The sequence below is a fragment of the Pseudarthrobacter sp. J47 genome (genome assembly GCF_049810315.1).
GTDB lineage: Bacteria > Actinomycetota > Actinomycetes > Actinomycetales > Micrococcaceae > Arthrobacter.
Genome location: NZ_CP187358.1, coordinates 1469777 through 1491490 on the forward strand (window position 1 = coordinate 1469777; position 21714 = coordinate 1491490).

The 21714-nt window shown below is 63.9% G+C and carries 10 protein-coding genes; 6 read left to right on the forward strand and 4 right to left on the reverse strand.

The features are described from left to right. Positions 1 to 2 precede the first annotated feature (2 nt). The 6 genes from ACPJW8_RS06650 (at position 3) to ACPJW8_RS06675 (ending at position 17366) form a co-directional block, all read left to right on the forward strand. Complete coding sequence (locus ACPJW8_RS06650) at positions 3 to 665, forward strand: NUDIX hydrolase (RefSeq protein ID WP_330193005.1); 663 nt, start codon at positions 3 to 5, stop codon at positions 663 to 665. Further along, positions 665 to 1627, forward strand: a complete 963-nt coding sequence (gene xerD, locus ACPJW8_RS06655) for a site-specific tyrosine recombinase XerD (RefSeq protein ID WP_330194445.1) — start codon at positions 665 to 667, stop codon at positions 1625 to 1627. The genes ACPJW8_RS06650 and xerD overlap by 1 nt, the downstream gene beginning before the upstream one ends. Before the next feature lie 2 nt (positions 1628 to 1629). After that, positions 1630 to 2103 carry an 8-oxo-dGTP diphosphatase gene (locus ACPJW8_RS06660; RefSeq protein ID WP_330189597.1) on the forward strand — a complete coding sequence of 158 codons (474 nt, stop codon included), beginning with the start codon at positions 1630 to 1632 and terminating at the stop codon, positions 2101 to 2103. 337 nt (positions 2104 to 2440) lie between these two features. Then, positions 2441 to 15337 (forward strand): DUF11 domain-containing protein, encoded by a 12897-nt coding sequence (locus ACPJW8_RS06665; RefSeq protein WP_330194446.1) that lies wholly within the window; start codon positions 2441 to 2443, stop codon positions 15335 to 15337. A 191-nt stretch (positions 15338 to 15528) separates the two neighbouring features. Next, positions 15529 to 16032 carry a sigma-70 family RNA polymerase sigma factor gene (locus tag ACPJW8_RS06670; protein ID WP_330189599.1) on the forward strand — a complete coding sequence of 168 codons (504 nt, stop codon included), beginning with the start codon at positions 15529 to 15531 and terminating at the stop codon, positions 16030 to 16032. 2 nt (positions 16033 to 16034) lie between these two features. Then, positions 16035 to 17366: a hypothetical protein gene (locus ACPJW8_RS06675; RefSeq protein ID WP_330189600.1), complete on the forward strand. Its 1332-nt coding sequence runs from the start codon at positions 16035 to 16037 to the stop codon at positions 17364 to 17366. On the opposite strand, the gene ACPJW8_RS06680 is transcribed toward ACPJW8_RS06675, so the two are convergent. The 4 genes from ACPJW8_RS06680 to ACPJW8_RS06695 all read right to left on the reverse strand — a co-directional run bounded on the left by ACPJW8_RS06680 (position 17363) and on the right by ACPJW8_RS06695 (position 21664). Beyond that, positions 17363 to 18520 (reverse strand): bifunctional 2-methylcitrate synthase/citrate synthase, encoded by a 1158-nt coding sequence (locus ACPJW8_RS06680; RefSeq protein ID WP_330189601.1) that lies wholly within the window; start codon positions 18518 to 18520, stop codon positions 17363 to 17365. The two genes, ACPJW8_RS06675 and ACPJW8_RS06680, sit on opposite strands and share 4 nt — an antisense overlap. 63 nt (positions 18521 to 18583) lie before the next feature. Continuing rightward, complete coding sequence (gene prpB, locus ACPJW8_RS06685) at positions 18584 to 19489, reverse strand: methylisocitrate lyase (protein WP_330189602.1); 906 nt, start codon at positions 19487 to 19489, stop codon at positions 18584 to 18586. Next, on the reverse strand, positions 19490 to 21010 hold the full coding sequence (locus ACPJW8_RS06690) for an MmgE/PrpD family protein (RefSeq protein ID WP_330189603.1): 1521 nt from the start codon (positions 21008 to 21010) through the stop codon (positions 19490 to 19492). Between the two features lie 12 nt (positions 21011 to 21022). Further along, entirely contained in the window at positions 21023 to 21664 is a 642-nt protein-coding gene (locus ACPJW8_RS06695; protein ID WP_330189604.1) for a GntR family transcriptional regulator, read from the reverse strand. Positions 21665 to 21714: the final 50 nt, after the last annotated feature.

The following is a 21714-nucleotide window of genomic DNA, read 5'->3' on the forward strand; positions in this document are numbered from 1 at the left end:
CGATGCCCGGTAATTCTGAAACTGCTTCATCTGTACGGCAGGTTTTGGATGCGCCGAGCCCGCGCCGTCTGGTGTCTTCCCGGAAGGTCTATGAAGGCCGGATCTGGGATGTGGTCAGTGACGACTTCCAGCTGAGCGACAACTCAGCGGTGCTGACCCGCGATTTCATCGACCACCCCGGTGCCGTTGCCGTGCTGCCCATGAACGAGGCCGGCCAGATCCTGCTGCTGAAGCAGTACCGCCACCCGGTGGGCATGGACCTGTGGGAGATTCCGGCGGGGCTGCTGGATATCGAGGGCGAGGATTTCGTCGTCGGTGCCGCCCGCGAGCTGGCCGAGGAAGCGGACATCGCCGCAGGCACCTGGCATGTCCTGGCCGATTTCTTCAATTCGCCGGGTTCCTCCAGCGAAGCCATCCGCATCTACCTGGCCCGGGACCTCACGGACGTCCCGCACCACGAGCGCCATGAGCGCACGGATGAGGAAGCGGAGATCGAGTTCCACTGGATCTCCCTGGACGATGCCGTGACGGCAGTCCTGGCAGGGCACCTGCATAACCCTTCCGCCGTCGTCGGAATCCTTGCCGCGGCAGCCGCGCGCGCCAACGGCTACCGGGACCTGCGTCCGGCAGATGCGCCCTGGCCTGCCCACCCCAAGCAGCGCTGATGGCAGGTGCGGCCCCGGCGGAAGTTCGGACCGCCGTCGACCATGCCGTGGGGGACTACCTCCAGCACATGGGTGTGGAACGCGGACTGGCCGCCAACACGCTGTCCGCCTACCGCCGCGACCTCTCCCGCTACGCCGCCTACCTGCGGGAACAGGGCTGCACTGAACCGTCACAGGTAACGCGGCAACATGTCACGGGATTCGTGCAGGCACTCTCTGACGGATCCGACGGCGGCACACCCCTGGGGGTGCGGTCAGCGGCACGGACGGTGGTCGCTGTCCGGGGACTCCATAAATTCTGGGCACTGGAGGGGCTGGCCCCTTCCGATCCCGCCAGCGACGTCCACCCGCCCATGCCCGGCAAGCGGCTGCCCAAGGCCATCAGCGTGGATGAAGTGACCCGGATCCTGGAGGCCTGCGGGGCCGATACTCCCACGGGGCTGAGGGACCGCGCGCTGCTTGAATTCCTGTACTCCACCGGCGCCCGCATCAGCGAGGGAGTGGGCCTGGACGTGGATGATCTCAGCCTGGCCACCGAAGAACCCGGTCCGGCAGTGGTCCGGCTGTTCGGCAAGGGTTCCAAGGAACGCCTGGTGCCCCTGGGTTCCTATGGTGCCCGGGCGCTGGAAGCCTACCTGGTGCGCGGCCGCCCGCTGCTCGCAGCGAAGGGGAAGGGCACACCGGCCCTGTTCCTCAACGCGCGTGGCGGCCGGATCAGCAGGCAGAGTGCCTGGACCATCCTGAAGACTGCTGCGGAGAAGGCCAACATCACCAAGGACGTTTCACCGCACACCCTCAGGCATTCCTTCGCCACCCATCTCCTGGAAGGCGGAGCCGATGTCCGTGTGGTCCAGGAACTGCTGGGCCACGCCTCGGTAACCACCACACAGGTGTACACCCTGGTTACCGCGGACACGCTCCGGGAAATCTACGCAGCCGCGCATCCCCGGGCGTTCGGGTAGCCATGGCAGCCGTTACCCTTTGCTTCCTGCTGCGCGGCAGCCCGGAGTCCGGCCAGGTGCTGCTGGGACTGAAGAAAACAGGCTTTGGCGCCGGCAAGATCGTGGGAATCGGCGGGCACGTTGAACCGGGTGAAACCGATGCCGAAGCCGCCTGCCGCGAGGTGTTTGAAGAATCCGGCGTGGTGGTGCTGGAACAGGACCTGGAGGACGCCGGAGTGGTGCTGTTCGATTTCCCGGCAAAACCAGAATGGAACATGACCACCCGGCTGTTCGTCACGCGCCGTTGGTCCGGGGACCCGGTGGAAACCGATGAAATCCGCCCTGAATGGTTCGACGTCGGCGCCTTGCCTGCCGAGCGTATGTGGCAGGATGCCGAACACTGGCTTCCCCTGGCACTGGCCGGCCAACTGCTGGATGTCACTGTGACACTGAACGACGACAACGAGACCGTGCGTTCCTTTACCCACGGCCCGTAGCGCGCGCCCGGTAGCCCTCCGGTAGTCCCGGGGTCCCGCCGGGAAACTCTGGGAAATTCCCGGCCGCAGTACCTGACTTTTTCTGCGCACTACTTGGTTGGTGCCCTCAGGACCCCGTCTGCTACGCAGTTAACCCTTTCACCCGATTTACGGCCAAATAATGCCCGGCCACACGGCGCTGGATCGGCGTACGCTCTGCCCTGTACGGACATGGGGGCTGGGGAGCTGCCCGTTCAATCGTTGGTTGTCTTGGGGAGACATTTGGGCCTGGGACAGCTGGTAAGTGCGCTGTCCCGCAGGGCGACGGCGCTTGGGCCGTCAGTTCCCTGGAGATGTCATGAGGCATGCAGTACCGCGCAGGCGCTTACAGCGCCGCGGATTCATCACCTTTCTTACCGCGGTGGTCCTGGCTGTAGCCGGGCCCTTCGGGCTTGCGGCTCCGGCTTTCGCAGCCATACCGGGCCATACCGCAGGCGGTGAATTCACCTCTTTCGCGATTGATGGCAACCGGGCCGGTCCCAATGACTGGAACGCGCCGTATGGTCCGGGCCTGACTCCGCAGGGGCGGCCGACGACTGGCCTCCTTGACCTGACCCAGAATCCTGATGACGTCTGCGGTGCCGGCACGGAGACCTCCTACACCGGCAAGCTCAATGACAATCCCTGGGCGCAAACGGTGTCTAACGTTAATACCAAGGATGACATCTGTTCCGGCGGCAGCGCCTATGAGGTCGTTGATGTGGACGGCCAGTACCACTACGTGCTCTACCAGTCCATGGCCCGGGATCCCCAGGGCAGCGGCGATATGTCAATGCTTTCCATCCTGGAAGGACCCATCGCCGGGCGTTCAGATGACATTCTGCTGGAATTCGACTTCGCGCCCAATACGGGGACGGCAAGCCTCACGTCCTACCGCTGGAACGGCAGTTCGTGGATCGAGTCCGCCCCGCTGGTTGCCTTCCAGTGGGCGCAAGGCCCGAATCCCGATTACCCCAGCGCGAATCCGGCCACGTTCGTGGAGTATGCCGTTGACCTGACTGCGAACAACCTGATGGGTGACGGCTCCAATCCGGACAGCCCCTGTGGCGCGTTTACGGTAGCGGGCATGCTGACCAGGACCGGCAACTCGATCCAGGCCGAGCTCCAGGACCGGTTCGCCTTCGCGGATCCTGTGGTGATCAACAACTGCTCCACCGTCAACATCTCCAAGGTGGCATCGCCCGACGTGGCCAGCAACGCGGTCTTCACGTATGAGCTCAACCAGTCCGACGGCGCACAGGTCTACTCATCCAATCTCCAGGCGAGCGGCGGGGGAGTGCTCAAGGCGCCCGTGGCCAACAACATGATCCGTTCGGATATCCAGATTGGGGATACACACACCTGGAGCAACGTCATCGCCGAGCCTGACTACCAGCTTCGCGAAACCGTGCTGCCGGACGGCTGGCAGCTGATGAACATCACCTGTACCTGGTACAACCCGTTCACGGGCCAGATTGTGCCGTCCACGATTGTGTACCAAAACGATGATCCTGCAACTCCTGCCAATGAAGCCATCGACATCGACTTCCAGATCCCGCCATCAAGCATTTCGGGCATGCAGACCTCGTGTGTGATCACCAACAGGACCTCCGGCCTGGTGGTTGCCAAGGCGGGCGCCGGTGACACCAACGTGCCGTTCGCTTTCACCGCCACGGGCAAGCCGGGCTTCAACCTGACACTTGGCGACACCTCTGACGTCCTGAACTACACACCGGGCACCTCTGTCACCATCTCCGAAACCCTGCCCTTGGACACTCCGTCGTGGACCTACGCGGGGACTACCTGTGTCACCCCGGGGCAGCCGGACCAGGTCTTTTCGCCACAGGTCGCTGTCACTGTCACCACGGTGCCCGGGCAGGTCACCACCTGTACGTTCACGAACAACCAGGCGGGCCAGATCGTGGTGGCCAAGGACGGCCGCGGCAAGACGCCCACCGACACCTTCGGCTTTGATACCAACTACGCGAATAATGCTGTGGCTCCGGACGGGACATCCGACTTCAGCCTGATGATCGGCCAGTCCAACGCTTCGCCGGAACTGGCACCGGGTGAATACACGGTTGCCGAGCTGCTGGGTGCTGCGAACGTGGAGTACGACCCCGACTATGCGCTGGTGAACATTGCGTGCACCATCACCACTGAGGGTTCGGGAGCTTCGTCGGCCACGGGTTATCTTCAGGGCAATCTGTCCACGACGGTCACCTTGGCAGCCGGCGACATCGTCACCTGTACCTTCACCAATGACCAGCAGGGCCGGTTGATCGTCAAGAAGACCACCACCCTGCGTGATGGCACCTTCAGCTTCGATGGCAGGGATGCCCAGAACACGCAGGTCCTCACGGGCAGCATCACCACCGTCAACAACGTCACCCCTGTGGGGGCGGAGTTGGCTGAAGAGATGAATCCGGGCGTTTACTCGGTAACGGAATCCACCGCTGAGCAGTTCTGGACCAAGGTGTCCGCTACTTGTGTGGACGGCACTGATCCGCTGGCCGGTACTACGTTCGATCCGGCGACGGGCACGCTGTCCGGGATCGCCATCCAGCCGGGCCACATCGTGACCTGTACGTTCAACAACGCCAAGCAGACAGCTGATGTCCGGGTGGCCAAGACGCTCACCCCGGCCGCGGATCCGGGCCTGTTTGACCTCTCCATCAACGCCAACGTTGTCAGCCCTGCCGCAGGTGTTGGAAACGGTTATGTATCCGGCACCGTCCAGGTTGTTCTGGGCGAGCAGGTCAGCGTTTCAGAGGCCGCCCACACCGGAACGAACATGGACCTCTACTCATCGGTGCTGGTCTGCGACAACGGCATTGCCCCCGCTGATAACACAGGAACCAGCGGCAATTTTGTTGTCACGTCGCCCGATGTCACGGTGACCTGTACCTTCCAGAACACCCGCAAGTCCGCCGAGCTTACGCTCACGAAGGCCTGGGTCAACGGCCTGGCCGGGGACACGGCATCGCTGACGGCCTCGGGCAGCAGTGGCCTGGTGCCGGGTGGCGCCGCGGGTTCTTCGACTGCGCCGGACACCACCAGCCCGGCTGTCCTCACCATCTACGCCGGTGAGACGGTCACGTTGAGCGAGCTGCTGGCAGATGCCAATGGGGCTTCCTATACGGCGGCCCTGGCTTGTTCCGCAGATGGACTGACGTACACACCCCTTGCCCTCTCCGGCGCCTACCAGGTGCCGGTCACTCCGGTGCCGGTGACCTGTACCTTCACCAACACGCGCACCAGCGCCGTGGTGACCCTGCAGAAGCACTGGACCAACGCAGCCGCCGGCGACACCGCGGACCTGGACATCACCGCGACGCTGGGACAGACCCCAGCCGACGGAGCGACCTCGACGGCGGACGGCACCGCGCAGTTCACTGACACCACCAACGTGGTTACCGCCAACGTCCTGTCCGGCGAAACCATTCAGCTCGCGGAAGTTCTCGGAGCCGCGAACATCGGTGCGTACACCAGCTCGCTGTCCTGTAACGCAGGACCGTCGACGGCGGGAACCACCGGTTCCTACACAATGCCCAAGACCGCGGCTCCTGTGACCTGCACGTTCACCAACAACCGCACCAGCGTTGAACTGGTCCTGGAGAAGGAGTGGATCAACGGCGCTGCAGGTGACGCCGCAGAACTGGCGGTCACCTCCACCTTCCCGGGCTCCCCGGAAACCTCCGTATCTGCAGGTATTGAAGGCAGCGAAGTGGATTCCCCGGTCAAGACGGTTACCGTCCTCTCCGGCGAAACGGTGGGCCTTTCCGAAGTGCTGGATGCCGGAAATGACGCGGCTTACGCCAACTCACTGGTGTGTACCGGCGTCGAACCCACCTACCAGCCGGAGGCGCTGACCGGCAGCCTGGTCGTGCCCAAGGACGCCACCACGGGCATCACCTGCCGCTGGGTCAATGAGGCCGGCCGCGGAACGATCGTGATCGTCAAGAACGTCGAGGGAGAGGACGGCACGTTCGACTTCAGCGGCGACTGGAGTGATCCCGAAACCGGCGAGGTAGTGAACGGATTCCAGCTCACTACGGAGAACGGTACGGCCAGCCAGACGTGGAGTGGGGTGGTGGTCCCCAAGGACGGTTCGCCGTTTACGGTCACCGAGTTCGATCCGACTCCCGAATATGACGGAACCGCGCTAACCTGCGTGGGCAGCCTTGACGGTGACACCAGCTCCGCAGCGGGCATGGTGGGCACTATCGATCTGGATCCGGGCGAGACGGTGACGTGTACCTACACGAACACGCAGCGCTCGACCATCGTGATCATCAAGGACGCCGATCCCAACGATGACCAGGACTTCCTGTTCACAACGGGCGGCCCGGACACCACCGATCCTGCGGACTGGCCAGGGACGTTCACCTTGGACGACGACGCCGATGCCACCTTGTCCAACACCTTCACCTCGGGCCTCCTCCCGGCCAACGCGACCTACACCGTGAACGAGACAGCAGTACCGGGTTGGACTCTGGACACCACCGCATCGGTCTGCAGCAACCAGGCAGCGGTCACCGCCAACGGGGTGTCCCTGACGCCAACCCCAGGACAGACCATCACCTGCACCTTTGTGAACCGTGCGGCACCCGCCAGCGTCACGGTGACCAAAACTGTTGAGGGCGTTGCCGACGACTACGCCTGGGCCTTCGACATTGCGATCGCCCCCGTGGAGACAGGTGTAGTCAGCCCGCAGGAGGTCAGCGGAACCGGCAATACGTCTGACTCTGTGACGTTCCAGCCGCTGGTGCTGAACAAGCAGTACACCATCACCGAACCTGGCCTTCCGGATGGCTGGACCCAGGGCGCAGTGACCTGCACAGGCCTGGTGGATGAAGACACCCAGCTGGCGGGCTTCCAGTTCACGGTGACCACGCCGGGCCAGGCGATCACTTGCAGCCTGACCAACACGGCAACGCCGGGTGAGGTGGAAGTGACCAAGACGGTGACGGGCGTGATGGATGACTTTGAGTGGTCCATTCCGTTCACCATCAACCCGGTCCCTGCCGGCCAGGACGCGACGCAAAACGCAACCACCGCGGACCCGACTGTCGGCTGGACCGGCCTCCTGACCGGTGAGCAGTACACCCTGACGGAGCAGGTCCCGGATGGCTGGACAGGTGGCGCGATCACCTGCACCGTCACGCACGCCGATAACACCACTGACAACGTTGAAGGCACGTTCACCATCGAGGCCGGCGATTCCGTGGCCTGCGCGGTGACCAACGAGGTGCTTCCGGGTGAGCTGACCATCATCAAGAACACGGTGGGCGGCAACGGGTCGTTTGACTTCACCGTCACTGGTGCGGAGAACGGCGTCGTCGTTCAAGAAACGATCGTGACCGCGGACGGCACCGGAAGCACCACGGTTCCCCTGGTGCCGGGCGTCCACTACACGGTCACGGAAGTGAACCCGGGCGCGGGCTGGACCATGGGCGACTTCGTCTGCACCTTGAACAACCAGACGGTTACCGTCCCGTTCACCGTGGGCGCTGATGATGACATCAGTTGCTCGATCACGAACACCGCCCACGGCCGCATCATCGTCGTCAAGAACGTTGACGGCGCGGACGGCACGTTCGAGTTCGACGGCAGCTGGACCTCCGGTTCGCCGGCCCTGGTTGACGGCGGATTCGACATCACCACCACCGCAGGCACCGGCAACGCGACGTTCAACGACGTCGCGCCGGGCACTTATTCAGTGACCGAGCTGGATCCTGCTCCCGAGTATGACGGCACGGGCCTGACCTGTGTGGGCAGCCTCGATGGTGATACCAGCTCCGCCACGGGCATGGTGGGCACTATCGATCTGGATCCGGGCGAGACGGTGACGTGTACCTACACGAATACTCAGCGCTCCACGATCGTGATCATCAAGGACGCAGATCCCAACGATGACCAGGACTTCGCGTTTACCACGGGCGGACCGGACAATGCGGAGGCAACAGCATGGCCGCCGTCGTTCATTCTTGATGACGACGCCGATGCCACGTTGTCGAATACGTTCACCTCGGGCCTCCTTCCGGCCAACGCAACCTACACGGTGAACGAAACCGCAGTGCCCGGTTGGACGCTGGACACCACAGCCTCAACCTGCACGAACCAGGCAGCCGTGACCGGCACCGGCGTGGAGCTCACGCCCACTGCCGGCCAGACCATTACCTGCATCTTCGTGAACCGGGCAGCGCCCGCCAGCATCACCGTCACCAAGACAGTTGAGGGCGTCGCTGACGATTACGCGTGGGAGTTCAGCATCGCGATTTCCCCGGTGGAAGCCGGCGTCGTGAGTCCCCAGCTGGTCAGCGGAACCGGCAACACGTCCGATTCCGTGGCGTTCCAGCCGTTGGTGCTGAACAAGCAGTACACCATCACCGAACCGGGGCTCCCTGTCGGCTGGACCCAAAGCGCCATCACCTGCACGGGCCTGACGGACGAGGATCCACAGCTTGCCGGATTCCAGATCACCGTCACCAGTCCGGCCCAGGCCATCAGTTGCAGCCTGACCAACACCGCAGCTCCCGGTGAAGTGGAGGTGACCAAGACCGTCACCGGTGTGCTGGATGACTTCCAGTGGTCCATTCCGTTCACCATCAACCCGGTACCTGCGGGCCAGGACGCTACCCAGTCGGCCACTACGGGGGATCCGACGGTTGGTTGGACGGGACTCCTGACCGGTGAGCAATACACCCTCACGGAGCAGGTCCCGGACGGCTGGACCGGGGGAGCCATCACCTGCGTGATAACCCACGCGGATGACAGCACCGACGAGGTCCAGGGCACGTTCATCATCGAGGCCGGCGATTCCGTGGCCTGCGCGGTGACCAACCAGGTGCTGCCGGGCGAGCTGACCATCATCAAGAATGCGGTGGGCGGCAATGGCTCCTTCGACTTCACCATCACGGGCGAGGAAGACGGTACGGAAACGCAACGGACCATCAGCACCGTTGACGGCACCGGCAGCGCGACGGTTCCGCTGGTTCCGGGCGTCCACTACACGGTGACCGAGGTAAATCCCGGTGCGGGCTGGGCTGCCGGTGACCTTGTCTGCACACTGAACAACCAGAGCGTCACTGTTCCGTTTGTTGTGGGCGCAGGCGATGACATCAGCTGTTCCATCACCAACACGGCGCAAGGCAAAATCGTCGTCGTGAAGAACGTCGAAGGCGTGGACGGCTCGTTCGAGTTCGACGGTGACTGGACCTCCGGAACGCCGGCTCTTGTTGACGGTGGATTCGGAATCACCACGGAGCAGGGAACGGGCCAGGCCACGTTTATTAACGTTGCGCCCGGTACCTATTCCGTCTCCGAGATGGACCCGGCGCCCCTGTATGACGGGACTGGCCTGACGTGTGTGGGAAGCCTCGAGGGGGACACCAGTTCGTCCTCGGGCCTGACCGGCACCATTGACCTGGACGCAGGGGAGACGGTGACGTGTACCTACACGAACACGCAGCGATCCAGCATCGTGATCATCAAGGACGCCGATCCCAACGATGACCAGGACTTCCTGTTCAGCACTACGGGCACCGGCCTCCCGCCATCATTCACGTTGGATGACGACGGCGATGCCACCTTGTCCAACACGTTCACCTCGGGCCTCCTTCCGGCCAACGCAACGTACACGGTGAGCGAGTCCGCCGTGGCGGGCTGGACGCTGGATCTGCAGGCATCGATGTGCAGCAACCAGGCGCCGGTAACGGCAGACGGTGTTTCGTTGACGCCGGCTCCGGGCCAGACGATCACCTGCACGTTTGTGAACCGTGCGGCACCGGCCGGTGTCACGGTGACGAAAGCTGTTGAGGGTGTTGCCGACGATTACGCTTGGGCCTTCAACATTGCGATTGCCCCCGTTGAGGCCGGCGTTGTCAGCCCGCAGGAAGTCAGCGGGGTGGGTAATTCGTCGGATTCCGTGACGTTTGAGCCGCTGGTGCTGAACAAGCAGTACACGATCACCGAGCCGGGCCTTCCGGTGGGCTGGACCCAGAGCGACTTCACCTGTGTTGGTTTGACGGATGAGGACCCGCAGCTTGCCGGGTTCCAGTTCACGGTGACCATGCCGGGCCAGGCCATCAGTTGCAGCCTGACCAACACGGCAACGCCGGGCGAGGTGGAAGTGACCAAGACGGTGACGGGTGTGATGGATGACTTTGAATGGTCCATTCCGTTCACCATCAGCCCGGTGCCTGCGGGCCAGGATGCGACGCAGAACGCCACCACCGCAGATCCAACGGTTGGCTGGACAGGCCTCCTGACCGGCGAGGCATACACCCTCACCGAGCAGGTCCCGGACGGCTGGACCGGCGGCGCCATCACCTGCACTGTCACGCATGCCGATGACACCACCGAGGAAGTGGAAGGCACGTTCACCATCGAAGCGGGCGATTCTGTTGCCTGTGCAGTGACGAACCAGGTCCTGCCGGGTGAGCTGACCATCATCAAGAACACGGTGGGCGGCAACGGGTCGTTCGACTTCACCATCACCGGTGAGGAGAACGGCGTCGAGACCGAAAGGACGATCGAGACAGTAGACGGCACCGGGACTGCCACGGTGCAGCTGGTTCCCGGCGTCCACTACACCGTGACCGAGGTGAACCCGGGGTCAGGCTGGACGGCAGGGGAGTTCGTTTGCACGTTGAACAACCAGACGGTTACCGTCCCATTCACCGTGGGTGCAGACGATGACATCAGTTGCTCCATCACGAACACCGCCCACGGCCGGATCATCATCGTGAAGAACGTTGACGGCGCGGACGGCACGTTCGAGTTCGACGGTAACTGGACCTCCGGTACCCCGGCGCTGGTTGATGGCGGATTCGACATCACCACCACAGCAGGCACCGGTAACGCGACATTCAACGACGTCGCGCCGGGCACCTATTCGGTGACCGAGCTGGATCCCACCCCCGGCTATGACGGCACAGGCCTGACCTGCGTGGGCAACCTTGAAGGAGACACCAGTTCGGCCAGCGGCCTGGTGGGATCGATCGACCTGGATCCAGGTGAAACGGTGACGTGTACCTACACGAACACGCAGCGGTCCACCATCATCGTCATCAAGGACGCCGTTCCCAACGATGACCAGGACTTCCTGTTCACCACCACGGGAGGTGGACTCCCGCCGTCGTTCATCCTGGATGACGACGGCGATGCCACCTTGTCCAACACGTTCACCTCGGGCCTCCTTCCGGCCAACGCGACCTACACGGTGAGCGAGGCGGCGGTGCCCGGTTGGACGCTGGACACCACAGCCTCAAGCTGCACCAACCAGTCCGTGGTAACGGCAGAGGGTGTTTCCCTGACCCCGGCTCCGGGCCAGACCATCACGTGTACGTTGGTGAACCGGGCAGCGCCTGCCAGCGTTACGGTCACCAAGACCGTTGAAGGCGTGGCTGATGACTATGGCTGGTCCTTCAATATCGCGATTGCCCCGGTGGAGACAGGTGTTGTCAGCCCGCAGGAAGTCAGCGGAACCGGCAACACCTCGGATTCGGTGACGTTCCAGCCGCTGGTACTGAACAAGCAGTACAGCATCAGCGAGCCCGTCCTCCCGGACGGCTGGACGCAGGGTCCGCTGACGTGTGTTGGCCTGGTGGACGAGGATGCCCAAGATCCAGGTTTCCAGTTCACCGTGACCATGCCGGGCCAGGCGATCAGTTGCAGCCTGACCAACACGGCGGCTCCGGGCGGGGTGGAGGTCACCAAGTCGGTCATGGGTGTGATGGATGACTTTGAGTGGTCCATTCCGTTCACGATCAGCCCGGTCCCTGCCGGCCAGGACGCAACGCAGTCGGCCACAACGGCAGACCCGACAGTCGGGTGGACGGGACTCCTGACGGGTGAGGAATACACCTTGACGGAGCAGGTCCCGGACGGCTGGACCGGCGGCGCCATCACCTGCGTGGTCACCCACGCGGATGACACCACAGAGGAAGTAGCGGGCACGTTCACTATTGCGGCCGGTGATTCCGTTGCCTGCGCAGTCACCAACCAGGTGCTGCCGGGCGAGCTGACCATCATCAAGAACGCAGTGGGCGGCAACGGCACCTTCGACTTCACCATCACCGGTGAGGAGAACGGCGTCGAAACCGAAAGGACCATCACCACCGTTGACGGCACCGGAAGCACCACGGTTCCCTTGGTTCCGGGCGTCCACTACACCGTGACTGAGGTCGACCCGGGAGCGGACTGGACTATGGGCGGGTTCGTCTGCACCCTGAACGAGGAGACTGTCACCGTGCCGTTTGTGGTTGGCGCGGACGACGACATCAGCTGCTCGATCACCAACACAGCCAAGAGCCGGATCATCATCGTCAAGGATGCTGTTCCGAACGATGATCAGGACTTCCTGTTCACGGCTACGGGCAGCGGCCTCCCGGAGTCATTCAGCTTGGATGACGACGGCGATGGAACCTTGTCGAACACCTTCACCTCTGATCTGTTGACGGCGAACGCGACCTATACCGTCGCTGAGGCGGCGGTGGCCGGTTGGACGCTGGATACTGCGGCGTCGAGCTGTTCCAACCAGGCTGCGGTGACGGCAGACGGTGTTTCGTTGACGCCGGCTCCGGGTCAGACGATCACGTGTACGTTTGTGAACCGTGCGGACCCGGGAACCGTGACGGTCACTAAGACGGTTGAGGGTGTTGCTGATGACTACGCCTGGTCGTTTGAGATTGCGATCTCCCCGGTGGAGACCGGTGTTGTGAGCACGCAGACGGTTAGTGGTACCGGTGATGGCACGGACAGCGTCACGTTCGAGCCGCTGGTGCTGAACAAGCAGTACACGATCACCGAGCCGGGCCTTCCGGTGGGCTGGACCCAGAGCGACTTTACCTGTGTTGGTTTGACGGATGAGGACGCACAGCTTGCCGGGTTCCAGTTCACGGTGACCATGCCGGGCCAGGCCATCAGTTGCAGCCTGACCAACACGGCAACGCCGGGCGAGGTGGAAGTGACCAAGACGGTGACGGGTGTGATGGATGACTTTGAGTGGTCCATCCCGTTCACCATCAACCCGGTCCCTGCCGGCCAGGACGCGACGCAAAACGCAACCACCGCTGACCCGACGGTCGGCTGGACCGGCCTCCTGACCGGTGAGCAGTACACCTTGACCGAACAGGTCCCGGATGGCTGGACTGGTGGCGCGATCACCTGCACTGTCACGCATGCCGATGACAGCACGGAGGAAGTGGCGGGCACGTTCATCATCGAGGCCGGCGACACAGTTGCCTGTGCGGTGACGAACGAGGTCCTGCCGGGTGAGCTGACCATCATCAAGAACACGGTGGGCGGCAACGGTGAGTTCGATTTCACCGTCACTGGTGAGGAGAACGGCGTCGAGACCGAAAGGACCATCACTACCGTTGATGGCACGGGAAGCACGACGGTTCCGCTGGTCCCCGGCGTCACCTACACCGTCACGGAAGTGAACCCGGGATCAGGGTGGACCATGGGCGACTTCGTCTGCACCCTGAATGAGGAAACAGTCACAGTCCCGTTCACTGTGGGCGCCGATGACGACATCAGCTGCTCCATCACCAACACGGCAAAGGGCAGGATCATCATCGTCAAGAACGCCAGAAGCGCAGAAGACACGCCTCCGACGTTCGGCTTCGATGGCAGCTGGACGAGTGGGAGCCCGGCGTTGGTCGATGGTGGATTCTCAATTGAGACCAGCCCCATAGCTGATCCCATGCCGGAGGGCCCGAACGTTTCCGGCCAGGCGATGTTCGTGGACGTGACTCCCGGCAGCTACACGGTGACAGAGGACGACACGATGCCCGAGTACTCGTCGCGGATCGTCCAGTGCACCGACGGTGAGCACAACGTCGTCAGCAGCGGCGTAGACGGTCCCACCAAGACCGGAAACATCAATGTGGATCCGGGCGAGACGGTCACCTGCGTGTTCGAGAATACGCAGACGGCCACGGTGATTGTGGACAAGGTGACAGTGCCGGCAACGGACATGACCGAGTTCGAGTTCGAATGGTTCCTTCAGGCCAGCGAATTCGGCGAGGACTTCACCCTCACCGGAGCGCAGGATCCGAAGGTGTTCACCGGCGTCAACCCTGACCAGGACTGGGGCCTTCGGGAACTGGCCAAGGACGGCTGGCGGTTCCTGGGTGTTGAATGCACCCTGGATGGCGAAACGTTCGACGGCGCCACGATCGAAGGTGCCACGGTGGGACTCGATCCCGAGCCGGGCGACGTGATCACCTGCACCTTCACCAACGGCAAGCGCGGCCCGGTGGTGATCGAAAAGGACGTTACGTCCGGTCCCGTGAAGAATGCCGACGGCAGCTACACGGTCACCTACGACGTGACGGTTACGTCCGGCTCGTCCGTCACCGAGCAGTACACGCTCGACGACGAACTCGCCTTCGGTGGTGGAATCACCGTGGTGTCCGCAACGGTCGCCAGCAGTGATGCCGCCGTCAACGCGGCCTGGAACGGGACGGCCGTTACAGCCGTTACCACCGGATCCACCACCATCAATCCGGGAGCAACGCACACGTTTACGGTCACCACGACGTCGACGATCGCTCCGGCCACCGGATCCGAGGCAAGGAACTGCACCCTCGGCGAAGGCGAAACCGGTACAGGGTTCCTGAACACGGCCGAACTGACCGTTACAGATGGCCCGGGCGGCGAAGCTGAAGCCTGTGTCCCGGCACCGGATGAGGCTGATGTCTCCATCGTCAAGACGGGTACGCAGAAGGTCCAGCTTCCGGCCACCGGAGGCTCGGCACGGATCGATTACACGCTGACGGTCAGCAACGCGGGCCCGACGGCGGCACGGGACGTTGTGGTCACGGACACCCTTCCTGCCGAGGTCAAGGCGGAAACGGTTTCCTCCAGTGTTGGAACCTGCACCAACTCGACCACCACCTTCACCTGCACCCTGGGTCTGGTGGAAGTGGGGCAGACGATCACCATTACCGTTGTTGCTTCCATCAGCAACTACAACGGCAATGGTCCGTTCACCAACGTCGCCACAGTCACCACCAGCACGCCGGAGACCAAGACCGAGAACAACAAGTCGGTCCACGTCACGACTGTGGAGCGTGCGGCGCTTGCGGTCACCGGTGCCGGCTTCGGCCAGTGGCTGTGGCCCGCAACAGCGCTGATCCTGACCGGCGCGTTGTTGGTCGTCGCCGTACGGCCCAAGCGGCGGCGGGGCTACCGGGTCGCATGACCTGGTAGTTGGCAAAAGAACAAACCGCCTGCGGCTCCGGCTGCAGGCGGTTTGTTTTTTGCCTGGCGTATTGCGCCCGAAAAACTTTCCTCCACACGATGTAAATAAGCGGTGCCGGCGGGACACTTAGTCATTAAAAGGTCCCCCAAGGGACCTGGCAATTACCCATTCATCGACTCGGGAGGGTCACGATGTTGGCAGTCAGGGAGCACGAGTTCACGGCTCTTCACGCACAGCATTTCACGCGGGTTTACCGCTACATTGCCTACCGCATCAGCGATCAGGCCCGGGCCGAAGAGCTGGCCTCGGACGTCTTCAGGATTGTCTGGGAGAAGCAACTCCACGAACCACCGGGCATCGGCTGGCTGATCGCCACGGCCAGGAACGTCCTGGGCAACGAGTACAAGGGCAGGCGGCGCCGCGAGCAACTCGTGGAGCGGCTGGAAGCAGAAGCCCGCACCCAGGCAACCGGCGGGAATGACGGCCAGCGGGCCGCCGTCGCGGATGTCCTGCAGCGGTTGAACGACCGCGACCGCGAGGTCCTGATGCTCAGCTACTGGGACGACCTCACCACGGCCGAGCTGGCGGAGAGCCTCAAGTGCTCACCCTCGGCTGCAGCCGTCCGCCTCCACAGGGCACGCAAAGCATTCGCGAAAGCTGCCCCCGCGCACCTCATGACAGAACGGAAGGGCTAGCCATGGACCGCATCGAGCAACTGATGAAGAACGCCAAGCCGGACGTCGGAGAACCCACCACCACCCCGGGCACCGATTCCGCCCGCTCCATGGTGTTCTCCAGCGATCCCAACGTCGTATCCCTGGCCGACCGCCGTCCCCGGTGGACTCCAGGCCGGATGGCGGCAGCAGGCATGGTTGCCGCAGCCGGCCTGGCAGTGGCGGGCGTGGGCGCGGCCGTAGTGGTGGGCGGGGTCCTGCTGCCGGCGGGGGTCCAGGATCCGGCCAGCACGGGAACGCCGTCGGCCGTGGAAACCCCAACACCGTCACCGGCCACGGGTGTCCCGTGCACCGTGGGAAACATCGAGCAGCAGGGCGAGGGGATGGCCCGCGCGGCGATCCCCGCCGGACAACAGCGCTACTACACGGTGCTGGGCTGTGCGGAGGGCTGGCTGGTCTACGACATCACAGATGAAGGCGCGACGGCGGTGGAGGTCGCCGGAGTTGAATCTTTCCAGCTGCCCTACACGTACCTGGTGGCAAAGGCCGACGGCGGGCGGTGGCTGACGGACCTGCAGCAGGACTGGTCAGTGCTTTCCGACTGGCCCTCGACCGGACGGGCCAACGACATCCCCGTGAACGGCAAGATGCTCACCCACGCGGAGGCCATGGACCTGCAGTTCCAGCAGAAGGGAATTCCGGTGGCGCTGCGCCCGGCGCTGGTGGGTGAGCCGCCGGCACCGCCCAGCCAGGGTGTTCCGGGGACCTTGACCACTTACACCAGCGCCGATGGCAGGGTGAGCTTCGACCATCCCGCCGAATGGACAGTACGGGAAACCACCAGCGACACCTGGACCGCTCCGGATGCCGTGAACCTGGTGGTCCTGGACCTCACCGGCCGCAAGGTGGTGGAGGTCGGCTTTGGCGGCGCCGCAACGGGGCTGGGCGCGGCCTGCGACGCCCCCGTCCTCCCGTACACCGTGCTGGAGTCCGTGGAGGTTTCAGGCAAGCCCTACAACGCGGCAGCTCCCGGAAGCGTACCGCCCCGGTTCGTGTACCAGGCGTTTGAGTCCGACGGCGTAGTGCTGGTCTCCTTCGGCCTCACCACCCGGACGGGTGCCGCCAGCGGAACCGCCTGCCAGCTGCAGAACATTGTGGACGGCCCGGCTGAAGCACCCCAGTACGTGTTCGCCAACGTCCCGGTGATGTCCGCCGCGGATTCCCGTGAGCTGGCCCAGTCCAAGGGAGCCCATACCTTCGCCAGCATGGACGAGGCAAGGAACTGGCAGAACACGGACGAGTACAAGCAGATCAAACAGATGATCCTCTCGTCCGCGTTCCAGCTCCAGGGCTAGGATCCAGGGACCTGCCCCTCCAAATGCCGCTCATCCGGTCCGTTGTAAGCACTCAACGGCCGGATGAGCGAGTTTGCGGCCTGTTGTTCCATGATGTGGGCGGTCCAGCCGGTGATCCGGCTGGCCACGAACAGCGGGGTGAACGTGGGGGTGTCGAAGCCCATCAGGTGGTACGTGGGACCCGCCGGGTAGTCCAGGTTCGGCTTGATGGACTTGGCTTCGTCCATGGCAGCTTCCAGTCCGTCGTAGAGGCCCAGCAGTTCCGGCCGGCCGTAGTGGGCAATCATCTTGTCCAGTGCGGCCTTCATGGTGGGAACTCGGGAATCACCGTGCTTGTAGACCCGGTGGCCGAAGCCCATCACCTTCTTCTTGGCGGCAAGCGCCGCTTCCATCCAGGCCTTGGCCCGGGCAGCGGCCTCGGCATGGGACTCGCTGGGGCGGATGCCGATCTCGTCGAAGGTGTGCATCACGGCCTCGTTCGCCCCGCCGTGCAGCGGCCCCTTGAGGGCGCCGATGGCAGCAGTCACGGCCGAATGCAGGTCAGACAACGTGGACGTCACCACCCTGGCCGTGAACGTGGAGGCGTTAAAGGAGTGCTCCGCGTACAGGATCATGGAGACGTTGAACGCCTCCACCACCTCGGGAACGGCTTCCTCGCCAAACGTCATCCACAGGAAGTTGGCTGAATAGTCCAGGTCTTCCCGGGCAGCCACCGGCTCCAGTCCGTGGCGGCGGCGTTGGTCATAGGCCACCACGGCGGGCATGGCCGCGAACAGGTCAACGGCCTTGGACAGGTTCGCCTCAACGGAGGAATCCTCCGCCATCGGGTGCCTGGCGCCGAGCACTGATGCCGCGGTCCTGCAGACGTCCATGGGATGGGATTCGGTGGGGAGGGTATCAATTACCTGCTTCAGCACCGGGTCCAAAGCCCTGGCGCCGCGCTCGCGGGCGGTGAACTCCTTCAGCTGGGCGTCGGAGGGCAGCTCGCCATGCCACAGCAGGTAAGCCACTTCCTCGAAGCTGCAGCGGGCTGCGAGTTCCTGCACCGGATACCCGCGGTACAGCAGCGAGTTGGTGTCCGGGTTGACCTTGGAAATCGCCGTGTAGTCCGCAACCACGCCGGCAAGGCCTTTGCGGATCTCTTCATCAGCCATGGGAAACTCCTTCGTTCCTGATCTTGGAGGGGGTCGTGAAAACTGTGCCTGTAGGAAACTCTGCTAGTACCTGCCGGGAACCCGGAAGTTGAAGATGCCGCTGTCGAAGCGGTTGTAGGCCTCGTAGTCCACCAATTCATAGAGCCGTGTCCGGGTCAGCATTGACGGTACCTGGGCTTCCTGGGTGCCGTCCGCCTTGATGGAATCCAGCGTACGCTCGGCGGCGCCCATCGCACTACGGAGCAGGGTCACCGGATAAATGACCATGTTCACGCCGGCTTCCTGGAGCTGGTCCACGGTGAACAGTTCGCTTTTTCCGAACTCGGTCATGTTGGCCAGGATGGGCACGTCCACGGCCTCGCGGATTGCCTTGAACTCGGACAGGTCCTTCATGGCCTCGGGGAAGATGGCGTCCGCGCCGGCGTCCACCAGTGCGCGGGCGCGTTCCTGTGCGGCCTGGAGTCCGTCCACGGCACGGATATCGGTCCGGGCCATGATGAGGAAGTTGGGGTCCCGGCGTGCATCGGCCGCAGCCCGGATGCGCTTGGCTGCGGTGTCATCGTCCACCACGTTTTTCCCGTCCAGGTGTCCGCAGCGCTTGGGGTTGAACTGGTCCTCGATGTGGCAGCCGGCCAGCCCGGCGTTCTCCAGTTCCTGCACGCTGCGCGCCACGTTCATCGGTTCGCCAAAACCGGTATCGGCGTCCACCAGTGCCGGTAGGTCGGTCATTCTCGCGATCTGCCCGGCGCGCTGGGCCACTTCGGTGAGCGTGGTCAGGCCGATGTCCGGCAGCCCAAGATCGTTGGCCAGCACCGCACCGGAAATGTAGACCCCGGCGAAGCCCTTCTCCTCGATCAGCCGCGCGGAGAGCGGGTTGAAGGCGCCCGGGAACTGCTGGACGGTACCGGAGGCCAGGAGCTCGCGCAGCCGGATGCGCTTCTGCTCGGGGGTGGTTGTGGAATACAGCATCTAGAACAGTCCCTTCGGTCCGGCCGTGAGGTCAATGACGCCCTCTGCTGCTGCGATGTTCAGCTGGTCCAGTTCGCCCGCTGCCAGTTCAGGCAGGCGTTCGACGGCGGCGAGGAACCTGTTGATCTCCGCCTCCTCCACGAGCCCTGCCGCCAGGCTGCGGAACTTGTTGACGTACTGTTCGCGGGCGAACGGCCGGGCGCCGAGCGGGTGTGCGTCGGCCACGGCGATCTGGTCCGTGATGACCGTGCCGTCCGTCAGCGTGATGTCCACGGAGCCGCCAAAAGCCTTCTCGTTGATGTCCAGCGAGTGGTAGCGCCGGGTCCACTCGGGATCCTCTTCGGTGGTGACCTTGTGCCATAGCTCCACGGTGTCCGGCCGGCCGGCGCGCTCGGGGGAGTAGGAGTCAACGTGGTGCCACGTGCCGTCCTGCAGTGCCACGGTGAAGATGTACGGAATCGAGTGGTCAAGCGTTTCGCGGCTGGCGGTGGGATCGTACTTCTGGGGATCGTTGGCGCCGGAGCCGATCACGTAGTGCGTGTGGTGGCTGGTCTTGATGAGTACTGATGCCACGTTGGCGGGATCGGTGGTCTCGGGGTGTTCGCGGTGGAGCTTCCGGGCCAGGTCGATCCAGGCCTGGGCCTGGTATTCGGCGGAGTGTTCCTTGGTGTAGGTGTCCAGGATGGCGCGCTTGGCTTCGCCCGGGCCGGGCAGGGGCACCTCGTAGGCGGCGTCGGGGCCATCCAGCAGCCAGGCGATCACACCGTCTTCACCCTCATAGATGGGCACGGGCGAGGTCTGGCCGCGCATGGCCCGGTCAACCGATTCAACGGCCATCTTGCCGGCAAAAGCGGGCGCGTGGGCCTTCCAGGTGGAGATCTCGCCCTTGCGTGACTGACGGGTTGCCGTGGTGGTGTGCAGGGCCTGGCCCACCGCCTGGAAGATGGTTTCGACGTCGAGTCCCAGGAGGGTGCCAATGCCGGCGGCAGCCGAGGGTCCCAGGTGGGCGACGTGGTCGATCTTGTGCTTGTGCAGGCAGATCGCCTTCACCAGGTTCACCTGGATTTCGTAGCCGGTGGCGATGCCGCGGATGAGCTCGGCGCCGCTGGAACCGCGGTGCTGCGCCACAGCCAGGATCGGCGGGATGTTGTCTCCCGGGTGGGAGTAATCGGCCGCGAGGAAGGTGTCGTGGTAGTCCAGTTCGCGCACGGCCACCCCGTTGGCCCAGGCCGCCCACTCGGGGGAGACGCGCTCGCTGATGCCGAACACCTTGGCTCCGGCGCCGCCAGTTCTGGGCGCGTGGGTCAGTGCCTGGGCGCGGGCGGCGACGATGGGACCGCGGTTCAGGGAGGCGATGGCCACGGAGGCGTTGTCGATGATGCGGTTGATCACCATGTCGGTGACCTCCGGTGTTACTGCGACATCGTCGACGGCGACGGTGGCGATCTTGTGGGCCAACTGTTCTTCGCGGGGGAGCTTTTCTTCGCTCTTGTACACGCGGACGGGGTGGAGCTTAACCATGTGGATTCCTTCTTAGTGAGGCGGGTGGGTGGCTTTGACGTGGGTGAGGCTTCGGTGCAGGTGCAGGGTGGTTGCCGCCTGGGCCAGCGCGGGGTTGCCGCTGGCAATGGCCTCGGCAATGGCGGCGTGTTCGGCGGCAGCAGCCTGGAGCCGGGTGGGGTCGTCGGCAGCGAGCCGCCGGACGCGGACCAGGTGCACACGCAGGCCGCGCATCGCCTGGGCCAGGTAGGCATTGCCGATTGCGGCGTCGATGGCCGCATCCAGTTCGGCGGCCAGGCCGTAGTAATTCTGGAGGCCTGCTTCATGGTCGCTCAGCAGTGCCGGAGCTTCGAGCAGTTCTTTCTGCAGGCGTTCAAAGACCGCAGGATCGCCGCGTTCGGCGGCCAGTGCGGCGGCCTTGCACTCCAGCGTTTCCCGGAGCTCGAACAGTTCGTCGATATCCTCCAGGGAGATATCGGTGACGACGACGCCGCGGCCTCCTGCCGCCGTCGTCAATCCTTCAGCGGTGAGCCGGCTCAGCGCCTCCCGCAGCGGTGTGCGCGAGACGCCCAACCGTTCGGACTGTTCGACTTCAGCCAGCACTGTGCCGGGACGCAGGCGCCATTCAATGATGTCCTCACGAAGGGCGCTGTAAGCGCGATCACTGGCCCGCATGGCTTCAGTGTATACATTGATGAGCCGAAAAAGCGACGAACTTAGGGAGA